Origin of the sequence: Pseudomonas sp. sp1636, from assembly GCF_030376615.1 — a bacterium.
GTDB lineage: Bacteria > Pseudomonadota > Gammaproteobacteria > Pseudomonadales > Pseudomonadaceae > Aquipseudomonas.
In genome coordinates, this window is sequence record NZ_JARRAB010000006.1 from 18,573 (window position 1) to 39,148 (window position 20,576).

Annotated in this window: 18 protein-coding genes; 13 read left to right on the top strand and 5 right to left on the bottom strand. The window is 66.6% G+C overall.

What is annotated here, in order from left to right; all coding sequences use genetic code 11:
* Nucleotides 1-14 precede the first annotated feature (14 nt).
* The 5 genes from P8H27_RS07810 to fdhA all read left to right on the top strand — a co-directional run bounded on the left by P8H27_RS07810 (nucleotide 15) and on the right by fdhA (nucleotide 6,382).
* Complete coding sequence (locus tag P8H27_RS07810; RefSeq protein WP_289636553.1) at nucleotides 15-344, top strand: sarcosine oxidase subunit delta; 330 nt, start codon at nucleotides 15-17, stop codon at nucleotides 342-344.
* On the top strand, nucleotides 341-3,358 hold the full coding sequence (locus P8H27_RS07815; protein WP_289636554.1) for a sarcosine oxidase subunit alpha: 3,018 nt from the start codon (nucleotides 341-343) through the stop codon (nucleotides 3,356-3,358). Before P8H27_RS07810 ends, P8H27_RS07815 begins: the two co-directional genes overlap by 4 nt.
* A gap of 86 nt (nucleotides 3,359-3,444) precedes the next feature.
* Nucleotides 3,445-4,074 carry a sarcosine oxidase subunit gamma gene (locus tag P8H27_RS07820; protein ID WP_289636555.1) on the top strand — a complete coding sequence of 210 codons (630 nt, stop codon included), beginning with the start codon at nucleotides 3,445-3,447 and terminating at the stop codon, nucleotides 4,072-4,074.
* 80 nt (nucleotides 4,075-4,154) lie between these two features.
* Nucleotides 4,155-5,018, top strand: coding sequence for a formyltetrahydrofolate deformylase (gene purU, locus P8H27_RS07825; protein ID WP_289636556.1), 864 nt, complete (start codon nucleotides 4,155-4,157; stop codon nucleotides 5,016-5,018).
* A gap of 164 nt (nucleotides 5,019-5,182) precedes the next feature.
* The gene (gene fdhA, locus P8H27_RS07830; protein ID WP_289636558.1) at nucleotides 5,183-6,382 is read left to right on the top strand and encodes a formaldehyde dehydrogenase, glutathione-independent; all 1,200 of its coding nucleotides are present in this window, start codon (nucleotides 5,183-5,185) and stop codon (nucleotides 6,380-6,382) included.
* Between the two features lie 111 nt (nucleotides 6,383-6,493).
* Here the strand turns inward: fdhA and P8H27_RS07835 are convergent, their stop codons facing one another.
* The 4 genes from P8H27_RS07835 to choX all read right to left on the bottom strand — a co-directional run bounded on the left by P8H27_RS07835 (nucleotide 6,494) and on the right by choX (nucleotide 10,113).
* A complete protein-coding gene (locus tag P8H27_RS07835; RefSeq protein WP_289636559.1) occupies nucleotides 6,494-6,958 on the bottom strand; it encodes a thioesterase family protein in 465 nt (154 codons plus the stop codon).
* Nucleotides 6,959-7,148: 190 nt separating this feature from the next.
* Nucleotides 7,149-8,114, bottom strand: coding sequence for an L-carnitine dehydrogenase (locus tag P8H27_RS07840; protein WP_289636560.1), 966 nt, complete (start codon nucleotides 8,112-8,114; stop codon nucleotides 7,149-7,151).
* 109 nt (nucleotides 8,115-8,223) lie between these two features.
* A complete protein-coding gene (locus tag P8H27_RS07845) occupies nucleotides 8,224-9,111 on the bottom strand; it encodes a 3-keto-5-aminohexanoate cleavage protein (protein ID WP_289636561.1) in 888 nt (295 codons plus the stop codon).
* 66 nt (nucleotides 9,112-9,177) lie between these two features.
* Nucleotides 9,178-10,113 (bottom strand): choline ABC transporter substrate-binding protein, encoded by a 936-nt coding sequence (choX, locus tag P8H27_RS07850; RefSeq protein WP_289636562.1) that lies wholly within the window; start codon nucleotides 10,111-10,113, stop codon nucleotides 9,178-9,180.
* Nucleotides 10,114-10,330: 217 nt separating this feature from the next.
* On the opposite strand from choX, the gene P8H27_RS07855 reads away from it, so the two are divergent.
* From P8H27_RS07855 to P8H27_RS07890, 8 genes are all read left to right on the top strand, one after another.
* Nucleotides 10,331-11,287 carry a GlxA family transcriptional regulator gene (locus P8H27_RS07855; RefSeq protein WP_289636563.1) on the top strand — a complete coding sequence of 319 codons (957 nt, stop codon included), beginning with the start codon at nucleotides 10,331-10,333 and terminating at the stop codon, nucleotides 11,285-11,287.
* A 182-nt stretch (nucleotides 11,288-11,469) separates the two neighbouring features.
* A complete protein-coding gene (locus P8H27_RS07860) occupies nucleotides 11,470-12,447 on the top strand; it encodes a dipeptidase (protein WP_289636565.1) in 978 nt (325 codons plus the stop codon).
* 169 nt (nucleotides 12,448-12,616) lie between these two features.
* Nucleotides 12,617-13,147, top strand: a complete 531-nt coding sequence (locus P8H27_RS07865) for a 4-vinyl reductase (protein WP_289636566.1) — start codon at nucleotides 12,617-12,619, stop codon at nucleotides 13,145-13,147.
* 15 nt (nucleotides 13,148-13,162) lie between these two features.
* Nucleotides 13,163-15,223, top strand: coding sequence for a dimethylglycine demethylation protein DgcA (dgcA, locus tag P8H27_RS07870; RefSeq protein ID WP_289636567.1), 2,061 nt, complete (start codon nucleotides 13,163-13,165; stop codon nucleotides 15,221-15,223).
* Between the two features lie 160 nt (nucleotides 15,224-15,383).
* Entirely contained in the window at nucleotides 15,384-17,345 is a 1,962-nt protein-coding gene (dgcB, locus tag P8H27_RS07875) for a dimethylglycine demethylation protein DgcB (RefSeq protein ID WP_289636819.1), read from the top strand.
* Entirely contained in the window at nucleotides 17,345-18,568 is a 1,224-nt protein-coding gene (locus tag P8H27_RS07880) for an electron transfer flavoprotein subunit alpha/FixB family protein (RefSeq protein WP_289636569.1), read from the top strand. Before dgcB ends, P8H27_RS07880 begins: the two co-directional genes overlap by 1 nt.
* Nucleotides 18,558-19,337, top strand: a complete 780-nt coding sequence (locus P8H27_RS07885; RefSeq protein WP_289636571.1) for an electron transfer flavoprotein subunit beta — start codon at nucleotides 18,558-18,560, stop codon at nucleotides 19,335-19,337. The genes P8H27_RS07880 and P8H27_RS07885 overlap by 11 nt, the downstream gene beginning before the upstream one ends.
* A gap of 31 nt (nucleotides 19,338-19,368) precedes the next feature.
* A complete protein-coding gene (locus P8H27_RS07890; protein WP_289636573.1) occupies nucleotides 19,369-19,614 on the top strand; it encodes a hypothetical protein in 246 nt (81 codons plus the stop codon).
* A 226-nt stretch (nucleotides 19,615-19,840) separates the two neighbouring features.
* Here P8H27_RS07890 and P8H27_RS07895 read toward each other — a convergent pair whose 3' ends face one another.
* A complete protein-coding gene (locus tag P8H27_RS07895) occupies nucleotides 19,841-20,569 on the bottom strand; it encodes an adenosylcobinamide-GDP ribazoletransferase (protein ID WP_289636821.1) in 729 nt (242 codons plus the stop codon).
* Nucleotides 20,570-20,576: the final 7 nt, after the last annotated feature.

A 20,576-nucleotide genomic window follows, 5' to 3' on the forward strand; every position in this document is an offset into this window, starting at 1 on the left:
AGGAGAAATCCGACATGCTGAACATCTTCTGTCCCCATTGTGGCGAGCTGCGCTCCGAAGAGGAATTCCACTCGGCCGGCCAGGCGCACATCCCGCGCCCGCTCGATCCGAATGCCTGCACCGATGCGGAGTGGGGCGAGTACCTGTTCTTCCGCGACAACCCGCGCGGCATCCACCACGAGCTGTGGATCCACGCGGCCGGTTGCCGGCAGTACTTCAATGCCACCCGCGACACCATCAGCTACGAAATTTTCGAAACCTACAAGATTGGCGAGAAGCCGAGCGTGACCGCTAAGCCGAACAGTGCGCAGCAGCCCAGCCGTGCGGCAGGAGAAAAGGCATGAGTCAGATCAATCGCCTGAGCAAGGGTGGCCGGATCAACCGCAACCAGCCTTTGACCTTCACCTTCAACGGTGAAAGCTATCAGGGTTTCAGCGGCGACACCCTGGCCGCCGCGTTGCTGGCCAACGGCGTCGACGTCGTCGGCCGCAGCTTCAAGTACTCGCGTCCGCGCGGCATCGTTGCCGCCGGCGCCGAGGAGCCCAACGCGGTGCTGCAGATCGGCGCCAGCGAAGCGACCCAGATCCCCAACGTGCGCGCCACCCAGCAGGCCCTGTACAGCGGCCTGGTGGCCAACAGCGTGAACGGCTGGCCGAACGTCAACACCGACCTGATGGGCATTCTCGGCAAGGTCGGCGGCGGCATGATGCCGCCCGGCTTCTACTACAAGACCTTCATGTACCCGCAGAACCTCTGGCTGACCTACGAGAAGTACATCCGTAAGGCGGCCGGCCTGGGCCGCGCGCCGAAGGAAAACGATCCGGACAGCTACGACTACCTGAACCAGCACTGCGACGTGCTGGTGGTCGGTGGCGGCGCCGCCGGTCTGGCCGCCGCATTGGCTGCCGGGCGTAGCGGGGCGCGGGTGATCCTGGCCGACGAGCAGGAAGAGTTCGGCGGGCATCTGCTCGACAGCCGCGAAAGCCTCGACGGCAAGCCGGCCGCCGACTGGGTGGCCAAGGCCATCGGCGAACTGCAGAAGATGCCCGAAGTAATCCTGTTGCCGCGCTCGACCGTGCACGGTTACCACGACCACAACTTCCTCACCATCCACGAGCGGCGCACCGATCACCTCGGCGACGCCGCGCCGCTGGGTCAGGTGCGGCAACGCCTGCACCGGGTACGCGCCAAGCGCGTGGTGCTGGCCGCCGGCGCCCACGAGCGGCCGCTGGTGTATGGCAACAACGACGTGCCCGGCAACATGCTGGCCGGCGCGGTGTCCACCTACGTGCGCCGTTACGGCGTGGCCCCCGGCAAGCAGCTGGTGCTGTCGACCACCAACGATTACGCCTACCGCGTCGCCCTGGACTGTCTGGAAGCCGGGATCAAGGTGGTCGCCATCGCCGACGCCCGTTCCAATCCCAAGGGCGCCTGGGTCGAGGAAGCACGGGCCAAGGGCCTGCGCGTCCTGACCGGCAGTGCGGTGATCGAAGTGCGTGGCAGCAAGCGCGTCAGCGCGGCGCGCGTCGCCGCCATCGATCCGCAGGCGCACACAGTCACCAGCCCCGGCGAATGGCTGGAGTGCGACCTGGTCGCCAGCTCCGGCGGTTACAGCCCGGTGGTGCACCTGGCCTCGCACCTGGGCGGCAAGCCGGTGTGGCGCGAAGACATCCTCGGTTTCGTGCCGGGCGAAGGTTTCCAGCAGCGCGTCTGCGCCGGTGCCATGAACGGCGTGTTCGCCCTCGGCGATGTGCTGGCCGACGGCTTCGAAGCCGGCGTCAAGGCCGCCACCGAGGCGGGCTTCAAGCCGGTCGCCGGCGAGCTGCCGAAAGTCTTCGGCCGTCACGAAGAGCCGAGCATCGCGCTGTTCCAGGTGCCGCACGAGAAGCCGACCGCTCGGGCGCCGAAGCAATTCGTCGACCAGCAGAACGACGTCACCGCGGCCGGTATCGAACTGGCCACCCGCGAGGGCTTCGAGTCGGTCGAGCACGTCAAGCGCTACACCGCGCTGGGCTTCGGCACCGATCAGGGCAAGCTGGGCAACATCAACGGTCTGGCCATCGCCGCCCGCTCCATGGGCATCAGCATCGCGCAGATGGGCACCACCATGTTCCGTCCGAACTACACCCCGGTGACCTTCGGCGCCGTGGCCGGGCGCAACTGCGGCGCCCTGTTCGACCCGGTGCGCTACACCGCGCTGCACAGCTGGCACCTGAAAAACGGTGCCGAGTTCGAGGACGTCGGTCAGTGGAAGCGTCCCTGGTACTTCCCCAAGGCCGGCGAAGACCTGCACGCCGCGGTCGGCCGCGAGTGCAAGGCGGTACGCGACAGCGTCGGCCTGCTCGATGCCTCGACCCTGGGCAAGATCGACATCCAGGGCCCGGATGCACGCGAATTCCTCAACCGCGTCTACACCAATGCCTGGACCAAGCTGGACGTGGGCAAGGCCCGTTACGGCCTGATGTGCAAGGAAGACGGCATGGTCTTCGACGACGGCGTGACCGCCTGTCTGGCCGATAACCACTTCCTGATGACCACCACCACCGGCGGCGCCGCACGGGTCATGCAGTGGCTGGAAATCTATCACCAGACCGAATGGCCGGAGCTCAAGGTGTACTTCACCTCGGTCACCGACCACTGGGCGACCCTGACCCTGTCCGGTCCCAACAGCCGCAAGCTGCTGGCGGAAGTGACCGACATCGACCTGGGCAAGGACGCCTTCCCGTTCATGACCTGGAAGGAAGGCAAGGTCGGCGGCGTGCCGGCGCGGGTGTTCCGCATCTCCTTCACCGGCGAGCTGAGCTACGAGGTCAACGTGCAGGCCGACTACGCCATGGGCGTTCTGGAAAAGATCGCCGAGGCCGGCAAGAAGTACAACCTGACCCCCTACGGCACCGAAACCATGCACGTGCTGCGGGCCGAGAAGGGCTTCATCATCGTCGGTCAGGAGACCGACGGTTCGGTGACCCCGGACGATCTGAACATGGGTTGGTGCGTCGGTCGCACTAAACCTTTCTCCTGGATCGGCTGGCGCGGGATGAACCGTGAAGACTGCGTCAAGGACAACCGCAAGCAGCTGGTCGGCCTCAAGCCGGTCAACAGCCGCGCGGTGCTGCCGGAAGGCGCACAGCTGGTGTTCGACGCCAAGCAGGCGGTGCCGATGAGCATGGTCGGCCACGTGACCTCCAGCTACTTCAGTACCAGCATGGGCTACAGCTTCGCCCTGGCCCTGGTCAAGGGCGGCTTGAAGCGCATGGGCGAGAAGGTTTTCGCCCCGCTGGCAGACGGCACCCTGATCGAGGCCGAGATAGTCCCGTCGGTGTTCTTCGACCCGAAAGGCGAACAGCAGAACGTCTGAGACCACGACCGCTCGCCAGCCCCCAGCAGGCTGGAGCCTGGCGAGCCACGAATTAGCGCTGACGTACCTACGACAGGCGGAACAACATGAGCACAGTAAACGTTTACAAGCAGCGCCCCGATGCGGCGCACGCCGAGTCCCCGCTGTTTCACGCCGGCCTGCATGAGCTGGTGGGCAAGGGCAAGAGCAGCGCGGGCATCAGCCTGCGCGAGAGAAAACTGCTGGGTCACCTGACCCTGCGCGGCGCTGGCCATGACGCCGCCTTTGCCGGCGCCGTGCACAAGGCCACCGGCCTGGAACTGCCGGGCGCGTTGGGCCTGGTGGTCAAGGGTGAGACCTCGCTGCAGTGGCTGGGCCCGGACGAGTGGCTGCTGATCGTGCCGAGCGGCGAAGAGTTCGCCGCCGAAAAGAGCCTGCGCCAAGCGCTGGCCGACCAGCACCACCAGGTGGTCAACGTCAGCGGCGGGCAGACCATCCTCGAACTGAGCGGGCCGAAAGTCCGCGAGCTGCTGATGAAGTCGTCGACCTACGACGTGCATCCGCGCAACTTCCCGGTCGGCAAGGCGGTCGGCACTACCTTCGCCAAGACTCAGCTGGTGATTCGCCGCACCGGCGAAGAGACCTGGGAGCTGCTGGTGCGCCGCAGTTTCTCCGATTACATCTGGCTGTGGCTGCAGGATGCCAGCGCCGAGTTCGGCCTGGCGGTCAAGGCCTGACAGCGTGCCTCGTCCTGTGGCAGCGGTCTTGGCCGCTGCCACAGCTGCCGGCAACGGCATCGACCACCGGGAGCTTCATCATGAGCCGCACCCCCGACACCTGGATTCTCACCGCCCACTGCCCGAGCGTGCTCGGCACCGTGGATGCGGTGACGCGCTTCCTGTTCGAGCAGCGCTGCTACGTCACCGAGCACCATTCGTTCGATGACCGGCTGTCCTCGCGTTTCTTCATTCGCGTCGAGTTCCGCCAGCCCGACGGCTTCGACGAGCCGGCCTTTCGCGCCGGCCTGGTCGAGCGCCTGGCGCCGTTCCAGATGCAGATCGAACTGACCCCGCCCGGCTACCGGGTCAAGGTGCTGTTGATGGTGTCCAAGTCCGACCATTGCCTGAACGACCTGCTCTATCGCCAGCGCATCGGCCAGTTGGCCATGGACGTGGTGGCGGTGGTGTCCAATCACCCGGATCTGCAGCCGTTGGCCGACTGGCACGGCATCCCCTATCACCACTTCCCCCTCGACCCCAACGACAAGCCGGCGCAGGAGCGCCAGGTGCTGCAGGTGATCGAGGACACAGGCGCCGAACTGGTGGTGCTCGCCCGCTATATGCAGGTGCTCTCGCCGGAGCTGTGCCGCAAGCTGGACGGCTGGGCGATCAATATCCACCACTCGCTGCTGCCCGGTTTCAAGGGCGCCAAGCCCTACCACCAGGCGTACCAGAAGGGCGTCAAGCTGGTCGGCGCCACCGCCCACTACATCAACAACGATCTGGACGAGGGGCCGATCATCGCCCAGGGCGTGGAATCGGTGGACCATGCCCACTACCCCGAGGACCTGGTCGCCAAGGGCCGCGACATCGAATGCCTGACCCTGGCCAAGGCGGTGGATCTGCATATCGAGCGGCGGGTATTCCTCAACGCCAATCGCACCGTGGTGCTGCACGCATAAGCAAAGCCAGGTCGTAGCCCGGGTTGCATCCGGGCTACAGGTGGCCGCAGTCCTAGGACTCCACCCGCAACAGACGCAAAAGCTCCAGTGCAAGGCCGCGTGGCCGTTGGCCGCGCCTTTGTATTCACAACAGCAATGTTTATAAAAACAAAGGAGAACATCCAATGTCCGGTAATCGTGGTGTCGTCTATCTCGGCGCAGGCAAGGTCGAAGTACAGAAGATCGACTATCCAAAAATGCAGGATCCGCGCGGCAAGAAAATCGAGCACGCGGTGATCCTGCGCGTGGTCTCCACCAACATCTGCGGCTCCGACCAGCACATGGTGCGCGGCCGCACCACCGCCCAAACCGGCCTGGTGCTGGGCCACGAGATCACCGGCGAGGTGATCGAGAAGGGCCGCGACGTCGAGAACCTGCAGATCGGCGACCTGGTCTCGGTGCCGTTCAACGTCGCCTGCGGCCGCTGCCGCAGCTGCAAGGAGCAACACACCGGGGTCTGTCTGTCGGTCAACCCGGCCCGTCCCGGCGGCGCCTACGGTTACGTCGACATGGGCGACTGGACCGGCGGCCAGGCCGAATACGCCATGGTGCCCTACGCCGACTTCAACCTGCTGAAGTTGCCGAATCGCGACAAGGCGATGGAGAAGATCCGCGACCTGACCTGCCTGTCCGACATTCTGCCGACCGGTTACCACGGCGCGATCACCGCCGGCGTCGGCCCGGGCAGCACGGTATACATCGCCGGTGCCGGCCCGGTCGGCCTGGCCGCTGCGGCCTCCGCGCGCCTGCTCGGCGCCGCCGTGGTCATCGTCGGCGACGTCAACCCGGTGCGCCTGGTGCATGCCAAGGCCCAGGGCTTCGAGATCGCCGACCTGTCGCTGGACACCCCGCTGCACGAACAGATCGCCGCCCTGCTCGGTGAGCCGGAAGTCGATTGCGCCGTCGACGCGGTGGGTTTCGAGGCCCGCGGCCATGGTCACGAAGGGGTGCAGCACGAGGCTCCGGCCACCGTGCTCAACTCGCTGATGGGCGTGGTACGGGTCGCCGGCAAGATCGGGATTCCCGGCCTCTACGTCACCGAAGACCCGGGTGCGGTCAATAAGGCCGCCAAGCATGGCAGCCTGAACATCCGCTTCGGCCTCGGCTGGGCCAAGTCGCACAGCTTCCACACCGGCCAGACCCCGGTGATGAAGTACAACCGCCAGTTGATGCAGGCGATCATGTGGGATCGGATCAACATCGCCGAAGTGGTCGGCGTCGAGGTGATCAGCCTGGACGACGCACCCAAGGGCTACCACGAGTTCGATGCCGGCGTGCCGAAGAAATTCGTCATGGATCCGCACAAGCTGTTCAGCGCCGCCTGACACCAATGCCTAACCTGGGCCGCTCCCGCGTGTGAGCGGCGCCAGTCTTGCGGGAGCCTTATGGCTCCCTTTTTTATGCGCGCGCTTTAGCAGGCGTGGCAGCCTGCGCCTTCACGCCGGCAGGCCAATGACTCGGCCGACATGGACGGGCCTGGGCAGGTCGCGCTGCCGCTCGTGCAGCGTCTGCACGGCGGCCAGCACCGCGCTGTCGAACGGCGCCGAGCGCGCGCCATGGCTGTCGACGTTCATCAGCATCTGCTCGCTGGCCGCCAGCAACTGTGCGCCCCCCGGGTAATAGAGGCCGTGGTGGATATGCAGGCGCTTGCGGTCATGCGCCAGCAGTTGGCTGCGCACCTCGACCTCGGCGCCGAGCTTGACCTCGGCCAGGTAGTTGAGGTGGCACTCCAGGGTGTACAGGGTATGCCCCGTGCGTGCGCGCCCCGCCTCGTCGAGGCCGAGCCGATCCATCAGCGCGTCGCTGGCGTAGCTGAAGATCAGCAGGTAAAAGGCGTCGCGCAGGTGGCCGTTGTAGTCGACCCATTCAGGCGGGATGGCGGAGCGGTAGGTGGTCAGCATGGCGGTCGTCCTCAGCGTTGCATGAAACCCGTAGGGCGGACTCAGGAGCGTAGCGAACAGTCCGCCAGCGAACGGCGTACTGCTGCGCGAGCGGGCTGTCGTAGGAGCGGGCCATGCCCGCGATTGGATTGTTCGCGGGCATGGAACTAGGCGCTCACCCCGCTCCTACAGGTTCTGCGCCGCGCCTGGGTTAGTCGGCGAAGGCGAAGCCGTGCTTGGCCTTGGTCTGCTTGATCGCTCCGAGCACCGCCAGCAGGCAGTCGTCGCGGTAGCGTTCCAGCTCGGCGATGCTGCGCTGGCCCTGCTGCTCGGTGGTGCCCTCGACCACGCTGTCGATCAGCGTCTCGGTCAGCTCCGGCGCCTGCAGGTAGGTCCAGGGCAGTTGCAGCGCCGGGCCGAACTGGGCCATGAAGTGGCGCATGCCGGCATCGCCGCCGGCCAGGGTGTAGGTCAGGAAGCTGCCCATAAACGACCAGCGCAGGCCGGCGCCGAAGCGGATCGCGTCGTCGATTTCGCCGGTGGTCGCCACGCCATCGTTGACCAGGTGCAGCGCCTCGCGCCACAGCGCCTCGAGCAGACGGTCGGCGATAAAGCCCGGCACTTCCTTGCGCACGTGCAGCGGGCGCATGCCCAGCGACTCGTAGACCTGGATCGCCGCCTGCACCGCCTCGGACGCGGTCTTCTGGCCGCCGACCACTTCCACCAGCGGCAGCAGGTACACCGGGTTGAACGGATGGCCGACCAGGCAACGTTCGGGGTGCACCGCACCTTCGTAGAACTCGCTGGGCAGCAGGCCCGAGGTGCTCGAGCCGATCAGCACGTTGGGCCGCGCGGCGGCGCTGATCCTGGCGTGCAGTTCGCACTTGAGCTCGAGGCGCTCCGGCGCGCTTTCCTGGATGAAGTCGGCGTTCTTCACGCACTCCTCGATGCTGTCGACGAAGCGCAGGCGCTCGGGCGCAGCGCCGGGCACCAGGCCCTGCTGCTTGAGTGCCGGCCAGGCGTTGGCGATGCGTGTGCGCAGCGCCGCCTCGGCACCGGGCGCCGGATCCCAGGCGACGACGTCGAGACCCTGGGCCAGGGCGCGGGCGATCCAGCCGGCGCCGATCACGCCGGTGCCGAGGGCGGCGAAGGTTTTCAATTCGGTGATAAAGGCCATGCTGGCTCCTGAACAATAATTGAAGGTGGGCGACTGTTCGTAGGAGCGGGCCATGCCCGCGAACCATCGCTGATCGCGGGCATGGCCCGCTCCTACAGGGGCAAAGGGGTTAGCCGCGGCGCTTGAGCTTCATCTTCTCGCGGCCCTCGGCCGGGCTCAGGGCACGACCGCCCAGACGCTGGATGATTTCGACCACGCGCTCGACCAACTGGCCGTTAGTGGCATGCACGCCCTTGTCCAGCCAGAGGTTGTCTTCCAGACCGACCCGCACGTTGCCGCCGAGCAGCATGGCTTGCGCCGCCATCGGCATTTGCGCGCGACCGATGCCGAAGCCGGCCCAGGTCGCGCCCGCCGGCAGGTTGTCGGCCATGGCCTTCATGCTGACGGTGTCGGCCGGGGCGCCCCAGGGGATGCCCAGACACAGCTGAAACAGCGGATCCTCCAGCAGGCCTTCCTTGAGCATCTGCTTGGCGAACCACAGGTGGCCGGTGTCGAAGATCTCCAGTTCGGCCTTGACCCCCAGTTCGCTGATGCGTTTGGCGCCGGCACGCAGCTGCGCCGGGGTGGAGACGTAGATGTAGTCGCCGTCGCCGAAATTCAGGGTGCCGCAGTCCAGGGTGCAAATCTCCGGCAACAGCTCCTCGATGTGCTTGAGCCGCTCCAGCGGACCGACCAGGTCGGTACCCGCGCCGAACTCCAGCGGTTGCTCGCCCGGGCCGATCTGCAGGTCGCCGCCCATGCCGGCGGTGAGGTTGATGATCACGTCGGTGTCGCTCTCGCGGATCCGCTCGACCAACTCGCGGTACAGCGCCACGTCGCGACTGGGCTTGCCGGTCTGCGGGTCGCGCACATGGCAGTGGGCGACGGTGGCGCCGGCCTTGGCGGCCTCGATGGCGGCGGCGGCGATCTGCTTGGGGGTGACCGGAATGGCCGGGTGGCGACCGACGGTGTCGCCGGCGCCGGTCACCGCACAGGTGACTATGACTTCGTAGTTCATGGTTTTACATCCTAACTGCAGGCGAGCGGGAGCCCTGCGCGGCGAACCGCGCAGGTTAACCGGGCGTTACTTGAGCGCGGCGATGGCAGCGGCAGCGGAGCTGCCGGCGAAGGTGGTGACCCCGGCCAGCCAGCCCTCGACTACCTCGGGGTTGGCCTTGATCCAGCTGCGGGCGACCTGATCCGGCGCCTCGCGCGCCATGATCGGCTGCATCAACTCGGCCTCCTGGGCGCTGGTGAAGCGCAGGCCGGTGAGCAGCCGATCGGCATTCGGGCAGCGCTGGGCGAAGTCCGGCGCAGTGACGGTGGACACGCTGGCGGCGCCGTCATTGGGGCCGAACACATCCTGGCTGCCGGTCAGGTAGGTGAGCGGCATCTGGATATTCATCGGGTGCGGCTTCCAGCCGAAGAACAGCACCGGCTTGTTGTTCTTCACCGCGCGATTGACCACGGTGAGCATCGCCGCCTCGCTGGATTCGATCAGCTTGAATTCGCCGAGGCCGAACTGGTTGCTGTCGATCATCTGCTGGATCGCCGTATTGGCCCCGGAACCGGCCTCGATGCCGTAGATCTTGCCGTCCAGCTGTTCCTTGAACTTGGCGATGTCGGCGAAGGTTTTCAACCCCGCTTCGGCGCTGTAGGTCGGCACCGCGAGTACCGCGATGGCATCGTTCAACGAGGGTTGCTCGGCGACCCTGACCGCACCCTTGGCGAGGAAGGGCTTGATGTTGTCATCCATGATCGGCTTCCAATAGCCGAGGAAGACGTCGATCTGCTTGCGCTGGATGCCGGCGAAGATGATCTGCTGCGACGCCTGGGTCTGGGTGGTCTGGTAGCCCAGGCCGTCGAGCAGTTCGGCGGCGACCGCGGTGGTGGCGACCACATCGGTCCAACCGACCGCACCGATGCGAATGGTCTGGCAGCTGGCGTCATCCGCGGCCAGCAGTGAGGAACTGAACAGGGTGAGTAAACAGCAACCGGCGAGTGCGTTGAGACGTTTCATTGATGCTCCCAGCCTTACGGTTAATTTGCTTATTGTGATGGGGCCTGGCGACCCCCTCCGTACTCGGACTTGACTGCGCCCGATGGAGCCAGATTACGCAGCGCGGCGGGGCAAAAAACGAACTAGAACGACCAGCTGTTGAACAACAACGACCTTATCGCTTGCACCGACGGCTCACCTGCCTTTTAGTAACCACCTGCCTTCGCGGAACCCAGCCATGCCCCAGACCTTGTGGTTTCTCCTGCTGCCCGGTTTCTCCATGATGGGCCTGATGTCGGCCATCGAACCCTTGCGCGTGGCCAATCGCTTCCGTGGCGAGCTGTATCGCTGGCACCTGCTCAGCCTGGATGGCGCCGCAGTCGCGGCGAGCAACGGCATGTCGCTGAACGTCGATAGCGCCCTGGCGCTGCCGGCCGCCGGCGACTGCCTGTTCGTGGTCGCCGGCTTCGAGCCGCTGGCCCACTTCGATCGCCATCTGGCGCACTGGCTGCACCGGGGCGAGCGTGAAGGCGTGCTGCTCGGCGGCATCGACACCGGCAGCTTCGTCCTCGCCGAAGCCGGCCTGTTCGGCCAGCAGCGCCTGACCCTGCACTGGGAAGCCATCGAAGCCTTTCAGGAACGCTACCCGCGCCTAGCGGTCACCCAGGAGCTGTTCGAAATAGACGGCCGGCGCATCACCAGCGCCGGCGGCACCGCCAGCCTCGACCTGATGCTCACCCTGATCGGTCGCGATCACGGCGAGGAGCTGGCGCTGGCGGTGTCCGAGCAGTTCGTCCTCGGCCGCATCCGCTCGCGCCAGGACCATCAGCGCATGCAGATCGCCAGCCGCTATAACCTGCACAACAAGAAGCTGGTGCAGGTGATCGGCGAGATGCAGCGCCACAGCGAGCAACCGCTCGGCTCCCAGGCGCTGGCCGAGCTGGTCAAGGTCACCCCGCGCCAGCTGGAACGGCTGTTCCGCCAGCACCTGCACGAGACCCCGTCCAACTTCTACCTGGCCCTGCGCCTGGACAAGGCCCGCCAGCTGCTGCGCCAGACCGACATGAGCGTGTTGGAGGTGGGCCTGGCCTGCGGCTTCGAGTCCTCCTCGTATTTCTCCCGCTGCTACCGCACCCGCTTCGCCAGCTGCCCCAGCCAGGATCGCCACGAGCACCCGGCGGCCTCACTCCCGTAGCCTGGCTGCAGCCCACCCGACACAAGCGGCCTGGCCGACGGCTTATCCGTTGACGACCTGGCATTGACGTTTTCGGCAATACCCCAGTCGTTTTTGCACCGGGTCGCCCCGCCCCCCAGGGATATGCTCACCACAAAGCGCCAACACCGGGTTGGGCGACAGCAAACAAAGGGGACAGCCTGATGAGCCCAGCAGAAGTACACGCCGACAGCATCGTCATCGACGGCCTGATCATCGCCAAGTGGAACCGCGAACTGTTCGAAGACATGCGCAAGGGCGGCCTGACCGCGGCCAATTGCACGGTCTCGGTATGGGAAGGGTTCCAGGCCACGGTCAACAACATCGCCGCCAGCCAGAAACTGATCCGCGACAACAGCGACCTGGTGATGCCGGTGCGCAGCACCGCCGACATCCGCAAGGCCAAGGAGCTGGGCAAGACCGGCATCCTCTTCGGCTTCCAGAACGCCCACGCCTTCGAGGACCAGATCGGCTACGTCGAGGTGTTCAAACAGCTCGGCGTCGGCATCGTGCAGATGTGCTACAACACCCAGAACCTGGTCGGCACCGGCTGTTACGAGCGCGACGGCGGCCTGTCCGGTTTCGGCCGCGAAATAGTCGCCGAGATGAACCGGGTCGGCATCATGTGCGACCTGTCCCACGTCGGCAGCAAGACCAGCGAGGAAGTCATCCTCGAATCGCAGAAGCCGGTGTGCTACTCGCACTGCCTGCCGTCCGGCCTGAAAGAGCACCCGCGCAACAAGTCCGACGAGGAACTGAAGTTCATCGCCGACCACGGCGGCTTCGTCGGCGTGACCATGTTCGCGCCCTTCCTGGCCAAGGGCATCGACTCGACCATCGACGACTACGCCGAGGCCATCGAGTACGTGATGAACCTGGTCGGCGAAGACGCCATCGGCATCGGCACCGACTTCACCCAGGGCCACGGCCAGGACTTCTTCGAATACCTGACCCACGACAAGGGCTACGCCCGCCGCCTGACCAGCTTCGGCAAGATCGTCAACCCGCTGGGCATCCGCACCGTCGGCGAATTCCCCAACCTGACCGAGACCCTGCTCAAACGCGGCATGCCCGAGCGCGTGGTGCGCAAGGTGATGGGCGAGAACTGGGTAAGGGTCCTGAAGGACGTCTGGGGCGAGTAAGCCGAACGCAATCCGTAGGGCTGATCGTTCCCATGCTCCGCGTGGGAATGCAGCCCGTGACGCTCCGCGTCACAGAAGCGGACGCAGAGCGTCCAGTGAGGCGTTCCCACGCAGAGCGTGGGAGCGATCAAATCAAGCAATAACTACAGAATTCCGGAGTACCGAACACATGGCCACCCACGCCCCCGAAATGCCCATCGAAGTCGACAGCGAAACCGGCGTCTGGACCACCGACGCCCTGCCGATGCTCTATGTGCCGCGGCATTTCTTCGTCAACAACCACATCGGCATCGAGGAAGTGCTGGGCGCCGACGCCTATGCCGAGATCCTCTACAAGGCCGGCTACAAGTCCGCCTGGCACTGGTGCGAGAAGGAAGCCGAATGCCACGGCCTGTCCGGCGTGGCGGTGTTCGAGCACTACATGAAGCGCCTGTCGCAGCGTGGCTGGGGGCTGTTCAAGATCCAGGCGATCGACCTCGACCAGGGCACCTGCGAGGTGCGCCTGGATCACTCCGCCTTCGTCTACGTCTACGGCCAGTGCGGACGCATGGTCGACTACATGTTCACTGGCTGGTTCGCCGGCGCCATGGATCAGATCCTGGCCGCCCAGGGCAGCCCGATCCGCACGGTGGCCGAACAGGTCTACGGTGCTTCGCAAGCAGGCCACGACCACGGCCTGTTCATCGTCAAGCCGTTGTAAGCGGAGCCTATCGCCATGGCCTTTGAAGCAATGTTCCAGCCGATCCAGATCGGCAAACTGACCATCCGTAACCGTATCGTGTCCACCGCCCACGCCGAGGTCATGGCCACCGACGGCGGCATGACCACCGAGCGTTACGTCAAGTACTACGAAGAGAAGGCCAAGGGCGGCATCGGCCTGGCCATCTGCGGCGGCTCCTCGGTGGTCTCCATCGACAGCCCGCATGGCTGGTGGAGCTCGGTCAACCTGTCCACCGACCGCATCATCCCGCACTTCCAGAACCTGGCCGACGCCATGCACAAGCATGGCGCCAAGATCATGATCCAGATTACCCACATGGGTCGGCGCTCGCGCTGGGACGGTTTCGACTGGCCGACCCTGATGTCGCCGTCCGGCATCCGCGAACCGGTACACCGCGCCACCTGCAAGACCATCGAGCCGGAGGAGATGTGGCGCATCATCGGCGACTTCGCCAAGGCGGCGGCCCGGGCCAAGGCCGGCGGCCTGGACGGCGTCGAGCTGTCGGCCGTGCACCAGCACATGATCGACCAGTTCTGGTCGCCACGGGTCAACAAGCGTACCGACGAATGGGGCGGCAGCTTCGAGGGCCGGATGAAATTCGGCCTGGAAGTGCTCAAGGCCGTGCGCAAGGAAGTCGGCGACGACTTCTGCGTGGGCCTGCGCATCTCCGGCGACGAGTTCCACCCGGACGGCCTGTCCCACGAGGACATGAAGCAGATCGCCAAGTACTACGACGACACCGGCCTGCTCGACTTCATCGGCGTGGTCGGCTCCGGCGCCGATACCCACAACACCCTGGCCAACGTCATCCCCAACATGAGCTTCCCGCCCGAGCCCTTCCTCCATCTGGCGGCCGGGATCAAGGAAGTGGTCAAGGTACCGGTGCTGCACGCGCAGAACATCAAGGATCCGAACCAGGCCACCCGCATCCTCGAAGGCGGTTACGTCGACATGGTCGGCATGACCCGCGCCTTCATCGCCGACCCGCACCTGATCGCCAAGGTCAAGATGGGCCAGGTCGACCAGATCAAGCAGTGCGTCGGCGCCAACTATTGCATCGACCGCCAGTACCAGGGCCTGGACGTGCTGTGCATCCAGAACGCCGCGACCTCCCGTGAATACATGGGCTTGCCGCACATCATCGAGAAGACCACCGGCGTCAAGCGCAAGGTGGTGGTGGTCGGCGGCGGTCCGGCCGGCATGGAAGCGGCGCGCGTCGCCGCCGAACGCGGCCACGACGTCACCCTGTTCGAGAAGAAGGATCAGCTTGGCGGGCAGATCACCACGGCCGCCAAGGCGCCGCAGCGTGACCAGATCGCCGGCATCACCCGTTGGTACCAGCTGGAACTGGCGCGCCTGAAAATCGACCTGCGCCTGGGCACCGGCGCCGATCCCGAGTCCATCATGGACCTGCGTCCGGACGTGGTGGTGCTGGCCAACGGCGGCCATCCGTTCCTCGAACAGAACGAGCACTGGGGCGCGGCCGAAGGCCTGGTGGTGAGCAGCTGGGACGTCCTCGACGGCAAGGTCGCCCCGGGCAAGAACGTGCTGGTGTACGACACCATCTGCGAATTCACCGGCATGTCGGTCGCCGACTTCATCGCCGACAAGGGCAGTCAGGTCGAGATCGTCACCGACGACATCAAGCCGGGCGTCGGCATGGGCGGCACCTCGTTCCCCACGGCCTACCGCAGCATGTACCCCAAGGGCGTGATCATGACCAGCGACCTGATGCTGGAAAAGGTCTACCGCGAGGGCGACAAGCTGGTGGCGCTGCTGGAGAACGAATACACCGGCGCCCAGGAAGAGCGCGTGGTCGACCAGGTGGTGGTGGAGAACGGCGTGCGTCCGGACGAAACCCTTTACTACGCACTCAAGGAAGGCTCGCGTAACAAGGGCCAGGTCGACGTCGAGGCGCTGTTCGCGATCAAGCCGCAGCCTTGCCTGTCCGAGACCGGCGACGGCTACCTGCTGTTCCGCATCGGCGACTGCGTGGCCCAGCGCAACACCCACGCGGCGATCTACGACGCGCTGCGTCTGTGCAAGGACTTTTAAGGCGGGAGACACCCCGTAAGGTGGGCGAGTCGCGTAGCGGCGTAACCCACCTGGCGGATCACCAGACAGGCCGAGCTAGCGCCTGACGCATCGATGGTGGGTTACGCCGCAGGCGCACCCACCCTACGTGGTTATACGGTCCCTCCAAGGAGACCAGATGATGTTGAACACCCTACTCCCCATTCTGCTGTTCGCCGCACTCGGCCTGGCCGTGCTCGGCGCCGGCAAGCGCTTCCTCATGTGGCGGCGCGGCAAGCCGGCCCAGGTCGACTGGATCAAAGGCCTGCTGGCCATGCCGCGCCGCTACCTGGTCGACCTGCACCACGTGGTCGAGCGCGACAAGTACATGTCCAAGACCCACGTGGCCACCGCCGGCGGCTTCGTCCTGGCTGCCGCGCTGGCGATCCTGGTACACGGCTTCGGCCTGCACCACCGGATCCTCGGCTTCGCCCTGCTGGCGGCCTGCGTGCTGATGTTCACCGGCGCCTTGTTCGTCGCCAAACGCCGGCGCAACCCGCCGGCGCGGCTGTCGAAAGGCCCGTGGAATCGCCTGCCGAAGAGCCTGCTGATGTTCGCCGCGAGCTTCTTTATCGCCACCCTGCCGGTGGCCGGGATACTGCCCGCCGACTTCGGCGGCTGGATCCTCGCGCTGATCCTCGCCGTCGGCGTGGCCTGGGGCGTGTCCGAGCTGTTCTTCGGCATGACCTGGGGCGGGCCGATGAAGCACGCCTTCGCCGGCGCCCTGCACCTGGCCTGGCACCGCCGTGCGGAACGCTTCGGCGGCGGACGCTCGACCGGCCTCAAGGCCCTGGATCTGAACGACCCGAACGCCTCGCTGGGGGTGGAAAAACCCAGCGATTTCACCTGGAACCAGTTGCTCGGCTTCGACGCCTGCGTGCAGTGCGGCAAGTGCGAGGCGGTCTGCCCGGCCTTCGCCGCCGGCCAGCCGCTCAATCCGAAGAAGCTGATCCAGGACATGGTCATCGGCCTGGCCGGCGGCACCGACGCCAAGTTCGCCGGCTCTCCCTATCCGGGCATCCCGCTGGGCGAACACGGCGGCGGCCCGCACCTGCCGATCGTCGACCTGGGCGGCAAGGCGCTGGTGGATGCCGAGACCCTGTGGTCGTGCACCACCTGCCGCGCCTGCGTCGAGGAGTGCCCGATGATGATCGAGCACGTCGACGCCATCGTCGACATGCGCCGCCACCTGACCCTGGAAAAGGGCGCCACGCCGAACAAGGGCGCCGAGGTGCTGGACAACCTGATCGCCACCGACAACCCCGGCGGCTTCGCCCCCGGCGGGCGGCTGAACTGGGCGGCAGACCTCAACCTGCCGCTGCTGAGCGAGAAGAAGTCGGTCGATGTGCTGTTCTGGGTCGGCGACGGTGCCTTCGACATGCGCAACCAGCGCACCCTGCGCGCCTTCGTCAAGGTACTCAAAGCAGCCAACGTCGACTTCGCCGTGCTCGGCCTGGAAGAACGCGACAGCGGCGACGTGGCCCGCCGCCTGGGCGACGAGGCGACCTTCCAGACCCTGGCCAAACGCAACATCGCCAGCATGAGCCAGTACCGCTTCAACAAGATCGTCAGCTGCGACCCGCACAGCTTCCACGTGCTGAAGAACGAATACGGCGAACTCGGCGGCCACTATCAGGTGCTGCACCACAGCACCTATATGGAAGAGCTGATCAGCGGAGAAAAACTGAGTCTGGGTAAGCACAAGGGCGGCAGCGTGACCTATCACGACCCCTGCTACCTGGGCCGCTACAACGGCGAGTACGAAGCCCCGCGCGCGGTGCTCAAGGCCATTGGCATCGAGGTCAAGGAGATGGAGCGCTCGGGCTTCCGCTCGCGCTGCTGCGGCGGTGGCGGCGGTGCGCCGATCACCGACATCCCCGGCAAGCAGCGGATTCCCGACATGCGCATGCTCGACATCCAGGAAACCGGCGCCGAACTGGTCGCCGTGGGCTGCCCGCAGTGCACCGCGATGCTCGAAGGCGTGGTCGAACCGCGGCCGCAGGTCAAGGACATCGCCGAGCTGGTGGCCGACGTGCTGATCGAGGCGCCCGCCCCGGCAAAAAAGCCCACTCCGACCAAGCCTAAAGCCCTGGAGGTGCACTGATGAGCGACATCATCCGCCGCGACCCGCGCGCCGAATGGATCGCGCGCAACCGCCTGCACCCGCTGCACGCGGCCATGCAAAAGGTTGAGGCCAGCTGGATGGGGCCTAACGGCCTCGTCCGCAAGAACCCCCACGCGGTCGGTTTTATCGGCCCCAACGGCCTCAAGCGCATCGACCGTAGCGGCGCCCAGCAGGGCGGCAGCGGCAAACGCACCACCGCCACTGTGGCGGTGCAACTGCCGTTGCACATCGTCGAGCAACCGGCGTTCTATATCGCCGTGGTGCCGGACATGATCGGCGGCCGCCTGAGCAGCCACGACAAGGATCTGCTCGGCCTGGCCCACAAGCTGGCCGGCAGCGAGGGCGCGGTGGTCGCGGTGGTGTTCGGCGAGCATAAGGAAAACGCCTTCGACACGGCCGGCGTCGACCGCCTGCTGCACCTCGAAGGCGAGCTGTACGATGGCTATGCCCCCGAACAACGGGTGCTGGCCCTCAGTGCGGTGGAAAGCCAACTGGCACCGCGCCACTGGTTGCTGCCGGACAGCCGCACCGGCGGCGGCGAGCTGGGTCGGCGCCTGGCCGCCAAGCTCGGCGAACGCCCGGCCACGCGGGTCTGGCAGGTCGCCGAGGGCCAGTGCATCGGTCGCGCCGGCGCCGGCCAGCAAGACCTGCTGCGCCGCGCACCGCGGCTGATCCTGGCCGCCGTCGAGTGCGCCGAGCCGGTCGGCGAGAGCCGCCATGAGGCGCGCGCGCTCGAACTGCGAGAGCAGATCGCGCGCAACCTGCCGCGCATCGAGGATCTCGGCGCCGTGGCGGTCGACCCGGCCGCGATCCCCATGGCCGAAGCCGAGTTCATCCTCTCCGGCGGCAACGGGGTCAAGGACTGGGCGCAGTTCCACCGCGCCGCCGTCGCCCTCGGCGCCACCGAAGGCGCGTCGCGGGTGGCGGTCGACGACGGTTTCATGCCACGCAACCGCCAGGTCGGTGCCACCGGCACCTGGGTTACCGCGCGGGTCTACCTGGCCGTGGGCATCTCCGGGGCGATCCAGCACCTGCAAGGCATCGGCGCCTGCGACAAGGTAATCGCGCTCAACCTGGATCCGGGCTGCGACATGATCAAACGGGCCGACCTCTCGGTGATCGGCGATTCGGCGGCGATCCTCGCCGCCCTGATCGAGCGGGTTACCGCCTATCGCCAAGGAGGCGCACGCGATGCTGCCTAACAACCTGAACATCATCACCCTGGTTTCCATCGGCGCCCACCCGAGCTCCGGCCGCCCCCGCCGCGCCGAGCAGGATGCGCGCGCGGTCGAGCTGGGCCTGCGCCTGGCCGGCGAGCGCTTGCAACTGCTGCACGCCGGCGACCCCCAGGAAGAGGCCCTGCGCGCCTACCTGGGCATGGGCCTGAGCGAAATGACCGTGCTCGAGCAGCCCAAGCAAGGCGATGCGCTGCCGCTGCTGAGCCACTACCTGAAGGATGCCGGTGTCCAATTGGTGCTCACCGGCAGCCAGGCGGAAACCGGCGAAGGCTCAGGGCTCCTGCCCTTCCTCCTGGCCGAACAACTGGGCTGGCCCCTGGTGGTCGGCCTGGCCGCAGTGGAGAAGATCGAGAACGGCATGGCCGAGGTGCTGCAAGCCCTGCCCCGTGGCCAACGCCGTCGCCTGCGGGTGCGCCTGCCGTTTATTGCCTGCGTCGACAACGCCGCGCCGGCCGCTCGCCAGAGCGCCTTCGGCCCGGCCCGACGTGGCCAGCTGCAAGGCCACCAGGTGGCCATCGTCGACGATAGCCTGCTCGCCGAAGCGCGCTTTCAACCGGCACGGCCGCGACCGAAACGGCTCAAGGTGATCAAGGCCAAGACCGGCGCCGAACGGATGAAAGCGGCCACCGCGAAAGCCTCTGGCGGCGGTGGCCAGGTGCTCAAGGATGTCTCGCCGCAGGCCGGCGCCGAGGCTATCTTCAAATTACTGCTGGATGAAGGTGTGCTGCGCTAGGCGCAGCGCCATATAAAGGGAGAACTCGCCAATGATGCATGCCGATCTGATCGACCAGGAAGACTTCCGCGAACGCCTGGTGGCCCTGGGTTTCCCCATCCCGCCCGGCGCCAGCGCCGAGCAGGCCTGCGAACAAGCGGTGAGCGGCCTCAACCCGGAGCGGGCACTGGCCCTGCGCCGGCTGGTCGAGCAACTGCTGGGCGGCAGCGCCACCCTGCTGCCGACCGTGCGCGAGGCGATCTCGCGCACCCTGTTGCCGGCGCTGGTGCCGCGCTAATCGCAGGAGTGAAGACCTCGGGCGCCAGCTCCGGCACTTGTCGTAGCCAGGCGCCCAAGACGCAGCCCGGATGCAATCCGGGCCACAAAAATGCTGCTCGCTTGGCAATGCTGCTCGCCCGGCCTAGGCGAACAGCACTGGCGCAGTAGGCCAGCGTTTTTTCACCGGCGCTCGGAGGCTGACTTCAACGCCGCATGGCCGAGCGCAGTCATTTGCCAACACCCTCTCAAAGCGCCAGGCCGACCAGCACCACGCACTCCACCAGTTCCTGCAGGGCGCCGGCGGTATCGCCGGTGGTGCCCTGCAGCCGGCGCATCAGCGCCTGGCGCACGCCGAACAGGGTCACCCCGGCCAGCAACAGCGCCGCCAGCCCGCTGGCGCCGAACAGCAGCAGACAGCCGGCCGCCACCGCCAGCAGCACCGCCTTGGCCGCCGGCCGTGGCAGATGGCTGGCCAGCAGCTGGGCGATGCCGCCCGGGCGCACATAGGGCGTGCCGATGAACAGCGCCAGCACGGCGCTACGCCCCAGCAACGGCGCCAGCAGCAACGCCAGCAGCGACCCGCTGTCGAGCAGCGCCAGCAGCGCCGCGCACTTGAGCAGCAGCACCAGCAGCAGCGCCACCACCCCCATCGGCCCGCAACAGGGATCCTTCATCAGTGCCAGGGTGCGCTCGCGGTCGCCCATCCCGCCGACCCAGGCATCGACGCTGTCGGCCAGGCCGTCCAGGTGCAGCGCGCCGCTCAGCGCCACCCAGGCGCTCAGCAGCAGCGCCGCCTGGAGCAGCGGCGCGGCGTCGGCCAGCAAGCGCTGCAACAGCCACAACAGGCCGCCGAGCAGCAGGCCGACCAGCGGATAGTAGAGCAGCGAGCGGCCCTGCTGCTCGGCCGTCGGCACGCCCGCCAGCCGGATCGGGATGCGGGTGAGAAACTGCAGGGCAATCCACAACGGTTGCAGGGCGGAC

Coding starts and splice junctions, on each gene's coding strand:
- P8H27_RS07855 (WP_289636563.1), top strand. CDS start 10,331: ATGCCCCAGACCTTGTGGTTTCTCCTGCTGCCCGGTTTCTCCATGATG.
- P8H27_RS07880 (WP_289636569.1), top strand. CDS start 17,345: ATGAGCGACATCATCCGCCGCGACCCGCGCGCCGAATGGATCGCGCGC.
- P8H27_RS07840 (WP_289636560.1), bottom strand. CDS start 8,114: ATGGCCTTTATCACCGAATTGAAAACCTTCGCCGCCCTCGGCACCGGC.
- fdhA (WP_289636558.1), top strand. CDS start 5,183: ATGTCCGGTAATCGTGGTGTCGTCTATCTCGGCGCAGGCAAGGTCGAA.
- dgcA (WP_289636567.1), top strand. CDS start 13,163: ATGGCCTTTGAAGCAATGTTCCAGCCGATCCAGATCGGCAAACTGACC.
- P8H27_RS07820 (WP_289636555.1), top strand. CDS start 3,445: ATGAGCACAGTAAACGTTTACAAGCAGCGCCCCGATGCGGCGCACGCC.
- choX (WP_289636562.1), bottom strand. CDS start 10,113: ATGAAACGTCTCAACGCACTCGCCGGTTGCTGTTTACTCACCCTGTTC.
- P8H27_RS07810 (WP_289636553.1), top strand. CDS start 15: ATGCTGAACATCTTCTGTCCCCATTGTGGCGAGCTGCGCTCCGAAGAG.
- purU (WP_289636556.1), top strand. CDS start 4,155: ATGAGCCGCACCCCCGACACCTGGATTCTCACCGCCCACTGCCCGAGC.
- P8H27_RS07845 (WP_289636561.1), bottom strand. CDS start 9,111: ATGAACTACGAAGTCATAGTCACCTGTGCGGTGACCGGCGCCGGCGAC.
- P8H27_RS07865 (WP_289636566.1), top strand. CDS start 12,617: ATGGCCACCCACGCCCCCGAAATGCCCATCGAAGTCGACAGCGAAACC.
- P8H27_RS07885 (WP_289636571.1), top strand. CDS start 18,558: ATGCTGCCTAACAACCTGAACATCATCACCCTGGTTTCCATCGGCGCC.
- P8H27_RS07835 (WP_289636559.1), bottom strand. CDS start 6,958: ATGCTGACCACCTACCGCTCCGCCATCCCGCCTGAATGGGTCGACTAC.
- dgcB (WP_289636819.1), top strand. CDS start 15,384: ATGTTGAACACCCTACTCCCCATTCTGCTGTTCGCCGCACTCGGCCTG.
- P8H27_RS07890 (WP_289636573.1), top strand. CDS start 19,369: ATGATGCATGCCGATCTGATCGACCAGGAAGACTTCCGCGAACGCCTG.
- P8H27_RS07860 (WP_289636565.1), top strand. CDS start 11,470: ATGAGCCCAGCAGAAGTACACGCCGACAGCATCGTCATCGACGGCCTG.
- P8H27_RS07815 (WP_289636554.1), top strand. CDS start 341: ATGAGTCAGATCAATCGCCTGAGCAAGGGTGGCCGGATCAACCGCAAC.